The organism is Micromonospora yangpuensis (genome assembly GCF_900091615.1).
Lineage (GTDB): Bacteria > Actinomycetota > Actinomycetes > Mycobacteriales > Micromonosporaceae > Micromonospora > Micromonospora yangpuensis.
In genome coordinates this window covers 2,054,887-2,069,865 of record NZ_FMIA01000002.1, presented here as the reverse complement: position 1 = coordinate 2,069,865, position 14,979 = coordinate 2,054,887, and the positions used below count along the sequence as shown (strand labels likewise).

10 protein-coding genes and 3 pseudogenes are annotated in these 14,979 nt (G+C 72.6%); 3 read left to right on the top strand and 10 right to left on the bottom strand.

The genetic code is table 11. From position 1 onward, the window contains the following. Window positions 1–10: 10 nt before the first annotated feature. From GA0070617_RS32165 to nrdR, 4 genes and pseudogenes are all read right to left on the bottom strand, one after another. Window positions 11–346: pseudogene (locus GA0070617_RS32165) on the bottom strand (vitamin B12-dependent ribonucleotide reductase); the annotation flags it as partial. Window positions 347–349: 3 nt separating this feature from the next. Continuing rightward, window positions 350–1,198: pseudogene (locus GA0070617_RS32160) on the bottom strand (LAGLIDADG family homing endonuclease); the annotation flags it as partial. 375 nt (window positions 1,199–1,573) lie between these two features. Next, window positions 1,574–3,277, bottom strand: a pseudogene (locus GA0070617_RS32155) (vitamin B12-dependent ribonucleotide reductase); the annotation flags it as partial. 70 nt (window positions 3,278–3,347) lie between these two features. Then, a complete protein-coding gene (gene nrdR / locus GA0070617_RS09505; RefSeq protein ID WP_229688611.1) occupies window positions 3,348–3,905 on the bottom strand; it encodes a transcriptional regulator NrdR in 558 nt (185 codons plus the stop codon). 444 nt (window positions 3,906–4,349) lie between these two features. Between nrdR and lexA the strand changes: the two genes are divergently transcribed. Continuing rightward, on the top strand, window positions 4,350–5,129 hold the full coding sequence (lexA, locus tag GA0070617_RS09500; protein ID WP_091435631.1) for a transcriptional repressor LexA: 780 nt from the start codon (window positions 4,350–4,352) through the stop codon (window positions 5,127–5,129). Window positions 5,130–5,205: 76 nt separating this feature from the next. Here lexA and GA0070617_RS09495 read toward each other — a convergent pair whose 3' ends face one another. After that, a complete protein-coding gene (locus tag GA0070617_RS09495; protein ID WP_229688610.1) occupies window positions 5,206–7,146 on the bottom strand; it encodes a hypothetical protein in 1,941 nt (646 codons plus the stop codon). A gap of 46 nt (window positions 7,147–7,192) precedes the next feature. Further along, window positions 7,193–8,644, bottom strand: coding sequence for a GTPase HflX (gene hflX, locus GA0070617_RS09490; RefSeq protein WP_091435630.1), 1,452 nt, complete (start codon window positions 8,642–8,644; stop codon window positions 7,193–7,195). Window positions 8,645–8,905: 261 nt separating this feature from the next. On the opposite strand from hflX, the gene GA0070617_RS09485 reads away from it, so the two are divergent. Continuing rightward, complete coding sequence (locus tag GA0070617_RS09485) at window positions 8,906–10,384, top strand: NAD-dependent malic enzyme (protein WP_091435629.1); 1,479 nt, start codon at window positions 8,906–8,908, stop codon at window positions 10,382–10,384. 59 nt (window positions 10,385–10,443) lie between these two features. On the opposite strand, the gene dapF is transcribed toward GA0070617_RS09485, so the two are convergent. From dapF to GA0070617_RS09465, 4 genes are read right to left on the bottom strand one after another with little or no spacing between them, the layout of a single operon-like run. Continuing rightward, window positions 10,444–11,283 carry a diaminopimelate epimerase gene (dapF, locus tag GA0070617_RS09480; protein WP_091435628.1) on the bottom strand — a complete coding sequence of 280 codons (840 nt, stop codon included), beginning with the start codon at window positions 11,281–11,283 and terminating at the stop codon, window positions 10,444–10,446. A gap of 7 nt (window positions 11,284–11,290) precedes the next feature. Continuing rightward, window positions 11,291–12,244 (bottom strand): tRNA (adenosine(37)-N6)-dimethylallyltransferase MiaA, encoded by a 954-nt coding sequence (gene miaA, locus GA0070617_RS09475; RefSeq protein ID WP_175440753.1) that lies wholly within the window; start codon window positions 12,242–12,244, stop codon window positions 11,291–11,293. Continuing rightward, window positions 12,229–12,948 carry a class III extradiol dioxygenase subunit B-like domain-containing protein gene (locus tag GA0070617_RS09470; protein ID WP_091435627.1) on the bottom strand — a complete coding sequence of 240 codons (720 nt, stop codon included), beginning with the start codon at window positions 12,946–12,948 and terminating at the stop codon, window positions 12,229–12,231. Before GA0070617_RS09470 ends, miaA begins: the two co-directional genes overlap by 16 nt. 56 nt (window positions 12,949–13,004) lie before the next feature. Next, window positions 13,005–13,457 (bottom strand): Cif family virulence factor, encoded by a 453-nt coding sequence (locus GA0070617_RS09465; protein ID WP_091435626.1) that lies wholly within the window; start codon window positions 13,455–13,457, stop codon window positions 13,005–13,007. Window positions 13,458–13,704: 247 nt separating this feature from the next. On the opposite strand from GA0070617_RS09465, the gene GA0070617_RS09460 reads away from it, so the two are divergent. Then, entirely contained in the window at window positions 13,705–14,913 is a 1,209-nt protein-coding gene (locus GA0070617_RS09460; protein WP_091435625.1) for a DUF349 domain-containing protein, read from the top strand. Window positions 14,914–14,979 lie beyond the last annotated feature (66 nt).

Below are 14,979 nucleotides of genomic sequence, written 5' to 3'. Positions count from 1 at the left end.
TCTCCCCGACGACGCACTTCGAGATGGCCCCCGAGATGAACGGCTGCACCGCCGCCATCATCCGCACGTGGCCCATCGGGGCGATGGACCGCTCGCCCATCGCACAGTCGAAGACCGGGTAGTGCTCCGGCTTGAGGCCGGGGGCGTCCACCACGTGACCGTGGTCGGCGATGTGCTCGACGATCGCCTCGACCTGCTCCTCGGGGTAGCCGATGCTGCGCAGGGCACGCGGCACGGTCTGGTTGACGATCTGCATCGAGCCGCCGCCGACCAGCTTCTTGAACTTGACAAGCGCCAGATCGGGCTCGACGCCGGTGGTGTCACAGTCCATCATCAGGCCGATGGTGTTGTGGCTGACGAAACCACCCGCGACGTAGGTGACGTTCGCCGGTACGGAGAGGTCGTAGGTCGGCTGGACCCCGCCGTCCTCGTTCACCGCGACCTGCTCGAAGAGGTAGTCGAGGGCGTGACCGAGCCGGTCGTCGCCGGTCTCGGCGAACACCCGCAGCGCCACCGCCCGGGGCACGCCGCCGGTCTTGCGCAGCGACTGGACGACCGCCGGGCGCAGCTCGTGACCGGCCGGCACCAGCAGATCCCACACCGCAGCCGGCAGGTGGATCCGGTCCCGGTTGGCGCTCTGTGCCATGTCGGACGTGACCAGGTCGCCCTTGCGGGCACCGACGAAGCCGACGACCTCGTCGAAGGCGATCGCGTGCGCGGTGTTGCGCAGCCGCACCTGCCAGACCTCGGAGCCCAGGCCGCTGATCGTCCGCCGGGTGGTCGTGGCCATCCCGAGCGTCAACAGCAGGGTACGGACCTCGGCCGCGAAGCTCTCGGTGGAGGTGGACATCGACGGTACGCCGCCGAGCACCGTACCGTCGGCCTCGAAGAGGCCCCGCAGGAACGCCCCGTAGACGCCGGCGTCGTTGGTCTCCAGCAGCGCCGACGGCACCTGGGGAGTCCAGCCCTTGCCGGAGTGGTCTGCGCCGGGCAGTGTCTTGGCGAACCCGGCCGTCTGCCACCACCGGGCCAGCCGAACCGAGTGGAAGCTGACCTCCTGGTAGCCGGCCTGCGCGGCGACCACCGGCTCCAGACCGAACAGACCCTTGCCGAGCACCCGGAGCCGCTCGACCACGTCGAGGTCCGTGTCGGCCACGCAGAACCGGAGGCCCTTGGCGTGCAGACTGCCGTCGCCCATGAAGTAGCCGACGAGTTCGGCAAGCTCGGTGTCGACGGCGTCCGGGACGTAGAGCCGACGGTCGTCGGTGTAGTACGCCTGGTCGAGCACGGGCAGCGGCACCCGGCGGGGCTCGCCCACCAGCGTGCCGAGCTGGATCGGCACCAGGTCACCCTCGGCGACCTCGGCCATCCGCTTCCACACCCACGCGCCGGACTCCGGCTCGACGACCTTGATCCGGTGGGCCAGGGTGCCCTGGATCCGGTAACCGCCGTCGGTCACGATCCGCCGGGTCGGCTCCTCACCGTTGACGAAGAACTTCGTCGCCGTACGGGCCCCCTCGTCCGTGGAGACCTGCAGGTCCAGGTCCTGCCAGCGGTCGCCGTAGACGTCACCGAGCTCACCGAGGCGGACCAACCCGCGATCGGTGGTCACCATGGTGTCGGCGGTCAGGCAGCCGGTCGGCGCCAGTACCGCGGCCTGGGAGTTGCGCCAGCCGAACTTGTCGCCGAGCTTGTTGCCCTGGGTCCACTGCTTCGTGGCCTCCCGGGCGATCGCGGTGGCCACCGTACCGGCGGGCTTGATCTCGTCGTTGGCGGCGGCGTGCTTGCGCATCACCCGCTTGTGCGGCTCGGCGTTGCGGGCGTACCCCTCGTACGCGCCGACGATGCCGGCCAGCTCCGCCGAGCGGCGGTACGCGGTGCCGGTCATCAGCGAGGTGATCGCGGCGGCCACCGAACGCCCCTGCTCGGAGTCGTACGGCAGGCCGGAGGCCATCAGCAGCGCGCCGAGGTTGGCGTACCCGATGCCGAGCTGCCGGTAGGCCCGGGTGGTCTCGCCGATCTTCTCGGTCGGGAAGTCGGCGAAACAGATCGAGATGTCCATGGCGGTGATGACGAACTCGACGGAGCGGACGAACTTCTCCACCTCGAAGCCACCGTCGGCCCGCAGGAACTTCATGAGGTTCAGCGAGGCCAGGTTGCAGGACGAGTTGTCCAGGTGCAGGTACTCACTGCAAGGATTACTTGCGGTGATTCGTCCGGTTTCCGGGCAGGTGTGCCAGTCGTTGATGGTGTCGTCGTACTGCAGGCCGGGGTCGGCGCACTCCCAGGCTGCCTGGGCGATGGAGCGGAACAGCCCCTTGGCGTCGACGGTGTCGATCACCGCGCCGTCGAGCCGGCCGCGCAGGTCGAAGCCGGTGCCGCCGTCGACGGCCCGCATGAACTCGTCGGAGACCCGGACCGAGTTGTTGGCGTTCTGGTACTGCACGCTGACGATGTCCGAGCCGCCGAGGTCCATGTCGAACCCGGCGTCGCGCAGCGCGCGGATCTTGTCCTCCTCGCGCGCCTTGGTGACCACGAACTCCTCGATGTCCGGGTGGTCCACGTCGAGGATGACCATCTTGGCCGCCCGCCGGGTCGCCCCACCGGACTTTATGGTGCCGGCGCTGGCGTCCGCGCCACGCATGAAGCTGACCGGGCCGGAGGCGGTGCCGCCGGAGGAGAGCAGCTCCCGGGAGGAGCGGATCCGGGAGAGGTTGACCCCGGAGCCGGAACCACCCTTGAAGATCAACCCCTCTTCCTTGTACCAGTCGAGGATCGAGTCCATCGAGTCGTCCACGGCGAGGATAAAACACGCGCTGACCTGCTGTGGCGACGGCGTGCCGACGTTGAACCAGACCGGGGAGTTGAAGCTGAACACCTGGTGCAGCAGCATCCAGGTCAGCTCGTGCTCGAAGAGTTCGGCGTCGGCGGGGGTGGTGAAGTAGCCGTGCTGCTCACCGGCGGCCCGGTAGGTGTGCACCACCCGGTCGATGAGCTGCTTGAGCGACCACTCCCGCTCCGGGGTGCCCACCGCGCCCCGGAAGTACTTGGTGGTGACGATGTTGGCCGCGTTGACGCTCCAGGACTCGGGGAACTCCACCCCGCGCTGCTCGAAGTTGATCGCGCCGTCCCGCCAGTTCGTCATGACGATGTCGCGCCGCTCCCAGGCGACCTCGTCGTACGGGTGGACGCCTTCGGTGGTCCAGACCCGCTCGACCTTGAGCCCCGCGCCGGCCTTCGTCCGTGACCGGCTGGTTGTCACGCCATCCCCCGCCATCTCATCGCCCCCTCGTCTGCGCGGCCACCGGCCACGTGTGGTTACTGTCAGAAACTGTGAAAGAAGTACGTCAGCTGGGGCGGGCGGCGGCTCGTGGCGCCGCGCCCCCCTGGGCGGCCGGGCCGCCCTGAGCCGCCGCCCGGCCCTGGGCCTCCGGCTGTCCGGCGGCGTCCTGCCGGGCGAGCGCGGCGGCGCGCAGCGTCTCGATCTCCCGCTCGAAGTCGGCAAGCGAGTCGAAGGCCCGGTAGACGCTGGCGAAGCGCAGGTAGGCCACCTCGTCCAGGTCCCGCAACGGGCCCAGGATGGCCAGCCCCACGTCGTGGCTGGGGATCTCGGCGGCGCCCTTGGCCCGGACGGTCTCCTCGACCTTCTGGGCGAGCAGGGCGATCGAGTCCTCGTCGACCGGTCGCCCCTGGCAGGCCTTGCGCACCCCACCGATGATCTTCGTACGGCTGAACGGCTCGGTGACCCCGCTGCGCTTGACCACCGCGAGCACCGCCTCCTCGACGGTGGTGAACCGCTTGCCGCACTCCGGGCAGGAGCGGCGCCGCCGGATCAGCTGGCCGTCGTCGGCCTCCCGCGAGTCGACCACCCGAGAGTCGGCGTGCCGGCAGTACGGGCAGCGCATCACTCGGCCTCCTTCATCGCTCGCGGAACGCGCCGCCGGGCACCTGGAAGCCCGGCGCGAACCATCGCCGATGGCCGCCGCCGTGCTGCTGGTGCGGGGAGTGCGGTCGGTAGTCGAACCCAACCTGTAGGCGACTTACACCCATGTGACTACTACATCTAGGGGTCGAACCTATGTTGCCGGCGAACCGAGGTCAAGTTGGTAGGCGTGTCCGGCGCGTCACGGGCACCCCCCGTCGGCGACCCGCCGAGAACCCCAACGCACCGGCACCCCACCCGGTCACGGCGGCCCCCGACGTAGCATCTCTATCAGAACACGCGTTCGAATCAGCTCGAATATCACCTCGACACGCGGGAACAGGTCGAACAGATGTTTGAAAATGGCGGATCTCACCTATACGGTCAGGAACAGCCGGAGCGCCGGCGCCGACCAGGGAGGACGGACGTGACCGAGGACCGGGCCAGCCGGCAGAAGCACCCGCAGCAGATCACCGAGGCGGGTCCGCCGGCCACACGGCGCCGGGGCGCGGCCCGCAGCCGGGCCGGGCAGCCCGCCGTACGGCCGGTCGCCCAGGTCAGCGCGTTCAGCGACCCGGCCGCCGTGGACCTGACCGCCCGACAGCGCCGGATCCTGGAGTTCATCCGCACCTGGGTCGAGCGGCACGGTTACCCGCCGAGCGTCCGGGAGATCGGTGAGGCGGTCGGGCTGGTCTCCCCGTCCAGCGTCGCCTACCAGCTCAAGGAGCTGGAGAAGAAGGGCTTCCTGCGCCGCGACCCCAACCGGCCCCGCGCGGTGGACGTGCGCTCCCCCGGTGACCTCGACGACGAGGTGACCCGGGCGCAGCGGCCCGCCCCGGCGTACGTGCCGATGCTGGGCCGGATCGCCGCCGGTGGGCCGATCCTCGCCGAGCAGTCGGTGGAGGACGTCTTCCCGCTGCCCCGCGAGCTGGTGGGTGAGGGCGAGGTCTTCATGCTCCAGGTCAAGGGCGACTCGATGCTCGACGCGGCGATCTGCGACGGCGACTGGGTGGTGGTCCGCCAACAGCCCACCGCGGACTCCGGCGAGATCGTGGCCGCGATGCTGGACGGGGAGGCGACCGTCAAGACCTACCGGCGACGCGACGGGCACGTCTGGCTGATGCCGCAGAACCCGGCCTTCGACCCGATCGCTGGCGACGACGCCACCATCATGGGCCGGGTCGTGGCGGTGCTGCGCCGGATCTGACCGGGCCGGTGGCCTGACCACGGACCCCACGTCCCCGGTGCAGCAGGCCGTGGGGTCGGCCCATCGGGCGGCGCGGTCAGTAACGCTCACCGCGGTAGTCGCCGCGGCCGCCGTAGGGCGGTTGGCTCTGGTTGCCGTCGTCGTGCTCGGCGTCGCGCCGCCGACCCGCCCGGGGGTCGGGCTCCCGGCCGCCGCGACGCGGCGGCTCGGCCCGACCGCCGCCGTAGACCCCGCCCCGGCCCCCGTCACCCGCCGGCGGGTGACCACCGCGACCCTGCTGGCCACCGCGAGGCGGCTGCCCACCGCGGGCGGACTGGCCGCCGCGATCCGGCTGCCCACCGCGAGGCGGCTGAGCTGCCCGACCGGGCTGGCCACCGCGCCCCGCACCACCGGCCGGGCCGCCCCGGGCCGCCGGTTGACCGGCACCGGGCTGGGCACCCCGCGGAGCACCCGGTTGATCGCCCCGGTTGCCACCGGACTGACCGCCACCACCCCCGCCGGGCTGGCCGCCACCGCCGGTCGGTCGGCCGCCGCCGGGTCGGCCACCGCGACCACCAGCCGCCGGGCCCGGCCCGGGTGGGGCGGCCGCGCCGTACACGCCGCCACCGGGCCGACCACCACCGGCACGACCACCACCAGCACCACCGCCGGGACGACCACCGTCGCCGTCGCCGGCGGGACGGCCACCGCCGTAGACGGCACCACCGCGGGCCGCCTTGCCGCCGTAGACCCCGGCCGGGGCCGGGTCTCCGGTGCGCCCCGCAGGACGGGCGGCGACCGGTGCCGGATGGCCGCCGGAGGCCGCACCGCCGTAGACGCCGCCGCGCGGACGCTCCCCGGCGGACACCGGTGCCGCGCGCTCATCGTCGCCCGGCAGTGGCCCGCCGTCGGACTTCGGACCGACCGACGAGGCGTCGGGCCGTCGGCGGGCGCGCACGATACCGACGATGCCGGCACCCACCAGCAGCGCACCGAGGATCCCGGTGGCCGCGATCAGGTAGGTGATGTCGTCCAGGGACAGGTCGGCGGTCCAGGACTGCTTCTTGGGCTCTGGAGGGCCACCCTCGGCGGCGAGCGCCTCGGCGCCCGTGGTCGCCGGGGTGTAGGCGAGGATCTCCAGCTCCTCGTCGTCGGCCAGTTCGCCCCCGTCGGAGACGGTGACGAAGGTCTTGCCGTCGGGGGTGTAGGAGATGGCCTCCCCGAACGGGTCGGTCAGCGGGGTCACCCTCGGCTTGCCGGTGGTCAGCGCGGCGAGGACGTCGCCGTCGGCGACGTCGAACTCGAAGGCGTCGGCGTACGTGCGCAGCACCACCCGGCTGCCGTCGGGCGCGCGGGCGGCCCCGGTGACCGTCTGCCGGCCGATGCTGTTGAGCGGGTTCTCCGTGGTGGTCTTCGGGACGGTGACCTCGCCGACCTTCTTCATCGGCACCGGCTCGGTGTCCCCGGACCGCAGCGGCCCGGTGGGGGTGAAGATCTGCGACTTGCCGTTGAGCTCCTTGGTGATGACCAACGGCAGGTTGTCCGGGCCGATCAGCAACGCCTCGGCGTCGTGCGGCTTGCGCTCGGGGTAGGAGAGGCGGTGCAGCACCGGTCGTTTGGAGCCGTCGACCGGCATGGTCCACACCGCCACCCGCTCCCGGCGCTCCCGGCTGGTGATGTTGTCACCGGTGTCGGCGATCCAGAGCGTCTTGCCGTCGGGCGAGAGCGCGAGGTCCTCGGTGTCGAACGGCCCCTGCTGGGTGTAGGCGACCGCCTTGGTCACCTGGCACTTGGTGTCGAGGTAGAAGACGCGCTTGCGCTCCTCGACCTCGGTGCCGTCGTTGACCACGATGTAGCCGCTCTTGGTGGCCACCAGGCCGGAGACCTCACGTAGCCGTGGGTCGGTGATGGCGCACCGCTTCTTGCCCGGCTCCGGTTTGGGCTGCGGGGCGGGCGCGGCCGTGGCCGTGCCGGAGAACGCCACGGTCAGCCCGAACAGGCCGAGGGCAACCGTGACCGAGGAGACAGCGCGGTGCATGACGTCAGTGTCGCATGCCTCATTCACCATGTGGGTTACGCCGGGGTCAGCGACTCTGGGTAACCGCCTGCTGCGGTTCGGTGCGGTACGGCGCCAACTCGGCGGCGAGATCCTCGGCCACCCGTACGTGCAGCAGGGTGCCCTCGGGCAGGTGGGCGGTGCTCAGCACCTCGCCGGTGCGGTGCACCCGCGCCACCAGGTCACCCCGGTCGTACGGCAGCACCGCGCGGACCTCCACGGCCGGGCTGGGCAGCCGGCTCTCGATGGTCTGCCGCAGCCCCTCGATCCCCCGCCCGCTGTGGGCGGAGACGAAGACGGCGTCCGGCCAGCGGCGCTTGAGCCGCAGCAGCGTCTCCTCGTCGGCGGTGTCGACCTTGTTGACCACCAGCAGCTCGGGCAGGCGGTCCGCGCCCACCTCGGCGAGCACCTCCCGGACCGCCCGGACCTGCTCCTCCGGATCGGGGTGGGCACCGTCGACCACGTGCACCACCAGGTCGGCGTCGGCGACCTCCTCCAGCGTCGAGCGGAACGCCTCGACGATCTGGTGCGGCAGGTGCCGGACGAAGCCGACCGTGTCGGAGAGGGTGTAGAGCCGGCCGTCGCTGGCGGTGGCCCGTCGGGTGGTCGGGTCCAGGGTGGCGAAGAGCGCGTCCTCCACCAGCACCCCGGCACCGGTGAGCCGGTTGAGCAGGCTGGACTTGCCCGCGTTGGTGTAGCCGGCGATGGCCACGGCCGGCACGGCGTTGCGGGCCCGGCGGGCGCGCTTGGTCTGGCGTACCGTCTTCATGCCCTTGATCTCGCGGCGCAGCCGGGCGATGCGGTGGCGGATCCGCCGCCGGTCGGTCTCCAGCTTGGTCTCACCGGGGCCACGCAGACCCACGCCGCCGCCGGCACCGCCGCCGCGACCGGAACCACCGGTCTGCCGGGACAGCGCCTCACCCCAGCCGCGCAGCCGGGGCAGCAGGTATTCCAGCTGGGCCAGCTCGACCTGCGCCTTGCCCTCCTTGCTCTTGGCGTGCTGGGCGAAGATGTCAAGGATCAGCGCCGTCCGGTCGACCACCTTGACCTTGATCCGCTGTTCCAGGTTGCGCAGCTGGGACGGGGAGAGCTCACCGTCGCAGATCACCGTGTCGGCGCCGCTGGAGAGCACCACGGCCCCGAGGTCGTCGACCTTGCCCCGGCCGATGTAGGTGGCCGGGTCGGGCCGGTTGCGCCGCTGGATCAGCCCCTCCAGGACCTGCGATCCGGCGGTCTCGGCCAGCGCGGCGAGCTCGGTGAGCGAGTTCTCGGCGTCGGTGAGCGAGCCTTCGGTCCAGACGCCCACCAGGACCACCCGCTCCAGCCGCAGCTGGCGGTACTCGACCTCGGTGATGTCGGTGAGCTCGGTGGAGAGGCCGGGGACGCGCCGGAGCGCCTGCCGCTCCGACAACTCCAGCTCACCGGTGGTGGCGTCGAACTCCTCGTCGGAGTTGGGAGCGAAGGTGTCCTGGTCTGGCAAGCCGTTCTCCTGTCCGTTCTGTTCCTTACCGAGTAATCCTGACACGGGTCAACGTCACCCGCACCCGCAATATGCCCGGCCCGGCGGGGACGCGGGGCGGTCGCACCGTCGGCACGGGGCCGCCGGACGGGCGATCCGGACCCGCCGAGCCGGGGTTCGCGGGCCGAAAATCCGGGGGCGAATGCCGACCGACCTCGGTGGGCGAGTAGAAATGCCTGCGAACATATGACCGGCCGATCAGCGTTGACGGAGGCAAATCCCGTGGCCATCACCCGACTTCCGAGTGCCGGGTTCTCGATCACCATCCGGATCGCGGTGACCGCGGACGCCTCTGCGATCGGCCGGTTGACCACCTGCGTCGGTGAGGCGGGGGCGATCGTCACCGCGCTCGACGTGGTCGACTCCGACCCGACCAACGTGATCGTCGACCTGACCTGTGACACCGCCGACGCCACCCACGCCGACCAGGTGGTCGGCGCGCTGACCGCGTTGGACGGGGTGGACGTCCGCAAGGTCTCCGACCGGACGTTCCTGCTGCACCTGGGCGGCAAGATCGAGGTGAGCCCGAAGGTCGCGCTGCGCAACCGGGACGAGCTGTCCCGGGCGTACACGCCGGGGGTGGCCCGGGTCTGCATGGCGATCGCGGAGAACCCGTCGGACGCCCGGCGGCTGACCATCAAGCGCAACACGGTCGCCGTGGTCAGCGACGGTTCGGCCGTGCTCGGCCTGGGCAACCTGGGGCCGGCCGCGTCGCTGCCGGTGATGGAGGGCAAGGCCGCGCTCTTCAAGCGCTTCGGTGGGGTGGACGCCTGGCCGGTGGTGCTGGACACCCAGGACACCGACGAGATCGTCTCGATCGTCAAGGCGATCGCGCCCGCGTACGGCGGGATCAACCTGGAGGACATCGCCGCGCCGCGCTGCTTCGAGATCGAGGCCCGGCTGCGGGAGGCGCTGGACATCCCGGTCTTCCACGACGACCAGCACGGCACGGCGATCTGCGTGCTGGCCGCGTTGACCAACGCGCTGCGGGTGGTGGGCAAGAAGCTCAGCGACGTCCGGGTGGTGGTCTCGGGCGCCGGCGCGGCCGGCACCGCGATCATGAAGCTGCTGCTGCGTCAGGGTGTGGGCGACATCATCGCGTACGACCGGCAGGGTGCCCTGCACCGTGGGCTGACCGGGCTCAACTCGGCCTGGCAGTGGCTGGCCGACAACACCAACGCCGGCAACTACGACGGCGACCTGGCCGGGGCGGTACGCGGCGCGGACGTCTTCATCGGGGTGAGCGCGCCGAACCTGCTCACCGGCGACGACATCGCCACGATGGCCGACGACGCGATCGTCTTCGCGCTGGCCAACCCCGACCCGGAGGTGGACCCCCGGGAGGCGCGCAAGCACGCCGCGGTGGTCGCCACCGGCCGGTCCGACCAGCCGAACCAGATCAACAACGTGCTCGCCTTCCCGGGCGTGTTCCGCGGCATGCTGGACGCGCACGCCGAGGAGTTCACCGAGGAGATGGCGATCGCCGCCGCTCGGGCCATCGCCGACGTGGTGGGCGCCGAGAAGATCAACCCGACGGTCATCGTGCCCAGCGTCTTCGACGCCCGGGTCGCCCCGGCGGTCGCGGCGGCGGTGCGCGCCGCCGCGCAGAACCCGGCCTCGGCGCCGACCGCCACCCCCGCCGCCGACTCCGGCCCCGCCGACCTGCCGGAGGTCGCCGCCAGCGCCTCCGCCACCCCCTGACCGCCCCGCTCCGCACGGACACCCGCCCGACCCCTTTCGACAGGTCGGGCGGTGTGCGGTCAGGGGCGGTGCGCGGTGAGGGTGCCGGTGGCGACCAGCACGGCCGGGCCGGCGAGCCAGCAGGAGTCCTCGGCGACGGTGACGGTGAGCCGGCCGCCGGGGACGTCGACGACGACCGTGCCGGTGTCCCGGCCGGCGTCGCGCAACGCCACCGCGCCGACCGCGCAGGCCCCGGTGCCGCAGGAGAGCGTCTCGGCCGAGCCGCGCTCGTAGACCCGCATCAGGACGTGCCCGTCGGCGTCTCCGACCGGCTCCGCCGGCGTGCTGAACTCGACGTTCACCCCGCTCGGGAAGACCGTGGCGTCGTACTCCGGCGCCCGGGTGAGGTCCAGCGCGGCGAGGTCGACGCCGGCGGGCAACGCGCAGACCAGGTGCGGGTTGCCCACGTCCACGGCCGTACCGGTCAGCCGTAGCCCGTCGAGGACGGCGGTGGAGCTGCCGGTGAGGGTGGGGCGGCGCATCTCGACCGCGATGGTCTCCGGCCCGACCCGGGCGCGCACGACGCCGGCCCGGGTGGCCACCGGCAGGATCCGGCCGGTCGGGGCGGCCAGCCCGGTCTCGGTCAGGTAGCGGACGAAGACCCGGGCCCCGTTGCCGCACATCTCGGCGAAGGAACCGTCGGCGTTCCAGTAGTCCATGAACCACTCGGCCTCGCCGGCCTGACCGGCCCCCTCGGGGTGTTTCGCCGCCCGGACCACCCGCAGCACGCCGTCCGCGCCGAGCCCGCGTCGCCGGTCGCAGAGCGCGGCGACCAGGTCGGCGGTCAGTTCCAGCCGGCCGTCCGGGTCGGGCAGGATGACGAAGTCGTTGCCGGTGCCGTGCCCCTTGGTGAACTCCACGGCCCCATCATCGCCCATGGTCGGCCACGACCCGCAGCGCATCGGCGACCAGGCTCGGCGACGCCGCGTCCAGCCAGGTGATCCGGGGGTCCCGACGGAACCAGGAGCGCTGCCGGCGCACGAAGCGGCGGGTCGCGCGCAGCGTGTCGTCGTACGCCTCGGTCTCGGTGGAGCCGCCGGCCAGGAAGCGCAGCACCTGCTGGTAGCCGAGCGCCCGGCTGGCGGTACGTCCCTCGGGCAGGCCCCGGCCGACCAGGTCCCGGGTCTCGGCGACCAGGCCGTCGGCCCACATCCGGTCGAGGCGTACCGCGAGCCGCTCGTCCAGGGCCGTGGTGTCCAGGTCCACCCCGAGCTGCACCGCCGGGTAGTAGGGCGTGGGCTCGGGCAGCGCGGCGGTGAAGGGCGCGCCGGTCAGCTCGATCACCTCCAGGGCCCGCACGATCCGCCGGCCGTTGCCGGGCAGGATGCTGGCGGCGGCCGCCGGATCGCTCGCCCGCAGCCGCTCGTACAGCGGCGCCGGGCCGACGGCGGCCAGCTCCGCCTCCAGCCGCTGGCGCAGCGCCGCGTCGGTGCCGGGGAACTCGAAGCGCTCCAGCACCGCGCGCACGTACAGGCCGGAGCCGCCGACCAGCAGCGGCACCCTCCCCCGGGCCAGGATGTCGTCGATCGCCGCGCGGGCCAGCCGTTGGTACTCGGCCACGCTGGCCGGCTCGGTGACCTCCCAGATGTCCAGCAGGTGGTGCGGCACCCCGTCCCGTTCGGCCGGGGTCAGCTTCGCGGTGCCGATGTCCAGGCCCCGGTAGAGCTGCATCGAGTCGGCGTTGACCACCTCGCCGCCGAGGGTGTGGGCCAGGGCGAGACTCAACGCGGACTTGCCGGCGCAGGTGGGCCCCACCACCGCCACCACCTGGCCGCCGGTCACGCCGGCTCCCACCTGGCCGCCGGTCACGCCGGCTCCCAGCTGGCCACGAGGTAGCCGACGCCGTAGGGCGCCGTGTGGTGGCGCAGCTCGCCACGCCAGGGCACGCCGGTGGCCCGGACCGCCCCGGCGAGCACCTGCCAGGGGGCCCGGCCGGCGGCCTTCAGCCGCGTCGACAGCGCCGGGTCCAGGTCGAGCAGGGCGTCGCTGTCCGCGCCGGCCAGGGCCGCGGCGACCCCTTCGTCGTACGGCTGGGCTCCCGGATCGTCGTAGCCGGGCGCGCCGGTGCCCCGGCAGGCGGTGCCGTCGCCCAGCACCAGCAGCGCGGTGCGGGGCTCGGCCCGGGCGGCCAGTTCCGCGCCGAGCGCGGCACACCGGTCGGGGGCGGCGTCGACGGCGACCGCCTCGGCGAAGCGGGGCAGCCCGGTGCGGGCCCGGTGCAGCAGCCAGGCCCCGATGGTCAGGCTCAGCGGCAGCCGCCCCCCACCGGCACAGTTGACCTTCCAGAGCTGGACGTACCGGTCGAGGCCGTACCCGCGCAGTGACCCGTAGTCGGCGGTGGAGAACCGGGTGGTCTCCGGTCCGCCACCGACCAGCAGGACCTGCTCCGGCGCGTGGTCGAGCAGGCCGGTGACGGCCGCGTCGCAGGCGGCCCGCAGGTCGGCCAGCTCCGGGGCGGCGGCACCGGCGAGCTCGGGTACGAGCAGCGGCGGGTGGGGACAGACGGCGGCGGCGACCAGGGGCACGAGGCCACCGTAGCGGCCCGGCGGCGGTGCGCGTGCCGGGCCCGGTGGTCGACGGTTCAGCCGGCGTGGTCGCCCCAGCCGCCCTGCACCATGGTCTGGAAGCGCCACTGGCCGTCCACCTTCACCAGCACGTCGGCGTAGCGCACCCGCTGCCGCTGGCCGTCGATGGTGAACTGGGCGTCGGTGAGCACCACCACCAGGCTGCCGGTGAGGAAGTGCGGGGTGCGGGTGGACTCCATCTGCAGGTCGGCCGGGCCGCCGAGCACACCGCCCATCATCTCCAGGTAGGCCGCCCGGTCGAGCTGCTGGGCGGAGGCCTGGCCGGCGGCGTCGTCGGTGACCGTGTTCAACGGGAACAGGGCCAGGTCCGCGGTGCCCGCCACGTCACCGGCGGCGGCGAGGGCGTCGTACCGGCGGAACCATTCGTCGATGGCGGCGAGGTCCTCGGGGCCGGGCACGAACCCGGCATCGGCCGGTGGGGTGCTGGTCCGGGGCTGGCTCTGGGTCATCTGGGTCCTCCTTCGGGCGCCACCGACGCGGCGCTGTCGTACATTGTACGGTAACGACGACGCGACGGACGACCGCCCGGATCGCCCCGAACCCCACCGTTCGGTAGGACACCGTATGGTCACGGTCGGCGATAGGCGCTCGACGCGGACCCGGGCAGACCTGTGACAATGCCGGAAGTAACTTGCTGCGCCGTGGCGGCGATCGCGGGTCCCGACCCGACGACGCCGGGAGAACGAGGATGGGCACATGAGCGACTGGACTGCCTTCGGACGGGTGGACGCGGACGGCACCGTTTACGTCAAGACGGCCGACGGTGAACGAGTGGTCGGATCCTGGCAGGCGGGGGCACCCGAGGAGGGTCTCGCCCACTTCGCCCGCCGCTTCGCCGACCTGGTGACCGAGGTCGACCTGACCGAGGCCCGGCTCAACTCGGGCGCCGCCGACGCCGGGCACTCGCTGACCACGATCCGCCGGATCCGCGGATCGCTCGCCGAGGCGCACGTCGTGGGCGACATCGACGCACTCGCCGCCCGCCTGGACAAGCTCGCCACGGTCGCCGAGGAGAAGGCCGGCGAGGCCCGGGCCGCCCGCGACGCCGCCCGGGTCGAGGCACTCGCCCGCAAGACCGCCCTGGTGGAGGAGGCCGAGCAGCTGGCCGCCGAGGCGACCGGGTGGAAGTCTGCCGGCGACCGTCTCAAGGAGATCCTCGACGAGTGGAAGTCGATCCGGGGCGTCGACAAAAAGACCGACGGCGAGCTGTGGAAGCGGTTCGCCACCGCCCGGGACGGCTTCACCCGGCGCCGGGGCGCCCACTTCGCCACCCTGGACTCCCAGCGCAAGCAGGCGCAGTCGGTCAAGGAGGAGCTGGTCGGCGAGGCCGAGAAGCTCAAGGAGTCCACCGACTGGGCGGCCACCGCCAACCAGCTCAAGGAGCTGATGGCACAGTGGAAGGCCGCGCCGCGCGCCTCCAAGGAGGCCGAGCAGAAGCTCTGGGAACGGTTCCGGGCCGCCCAGGACGAGTTCTTCACCCGCCGCAGCGAGGTCTTCTCGGCGCGCGACAACGAGCAGCGGGCCAACCTCGAACGCAAGCAGGCCCTGATCGCCGAGGCCGAGGCCCTGGACATCGACGGTGACCCCAAGGGCGCCCAGGCCCGGCTGCGCGACATCCAGGCCCAGTGGCACGAGGCGGGTCGGGTGCCCCGGGAGGCCGCCGCCGGCCTGGAACGGCGGATGCGGGCCATCGACGACAAGGTCCGCGAGGTGATGGACTCGGCGTGGCGGCGTACCACGCCGTCGGACAACCCGCTGCTGGCCCAGATGCGGGCGCAGGTCGCCGAGGCCGAGGAGCGCCTGACCCGGGCGCAGGCCGCCGGGGACGCCCGCCGGGTCAAGGAGGCCGAGCAGGCGCTGGCCTCGAAGCGCCAGTTCCTCCAGTTCGCCGAGCAGGCCAGCTGAGCAGCTGAGCAGAGGAGCCCTCGTCCCGGGCTGGGACGAGGGCTCCTTCGGTGGGCGCGGTGGTCC

Bases quoted from the DNA above. Each gene is read 5' to 3' on its own strand.
- nrdR (WP_229688611.1), bottom strand. From the start codon at position 3,905: ATGCGCTGCCCGTACTGCCGGCACGCCGACTCTCGGGTGGTCGACTCG.
- GA0070617_RS09465 (WP_091435626.1), bottom strand. From the start codon at position 13,457: ATGACCCAGAGCCAGCCCCGGACCAGCACCCCACCGGCCGATGCCGGG.
- GA0070617_RS09460 (WP_091435625.1), top strand. From the start codon at position 13,705: ATGAGCGACTGGACTGCCTTCGGACGGGTGGACGCGGACGGCACCGTT.
- GA0070617_RS09495 (WP_229688610.1), bottom strand. From the start codon at position 7,146: ATGCACCGCGCTGTCTCCTCGGTCACGGTTGCCCTCGGCCTGTTCGGG.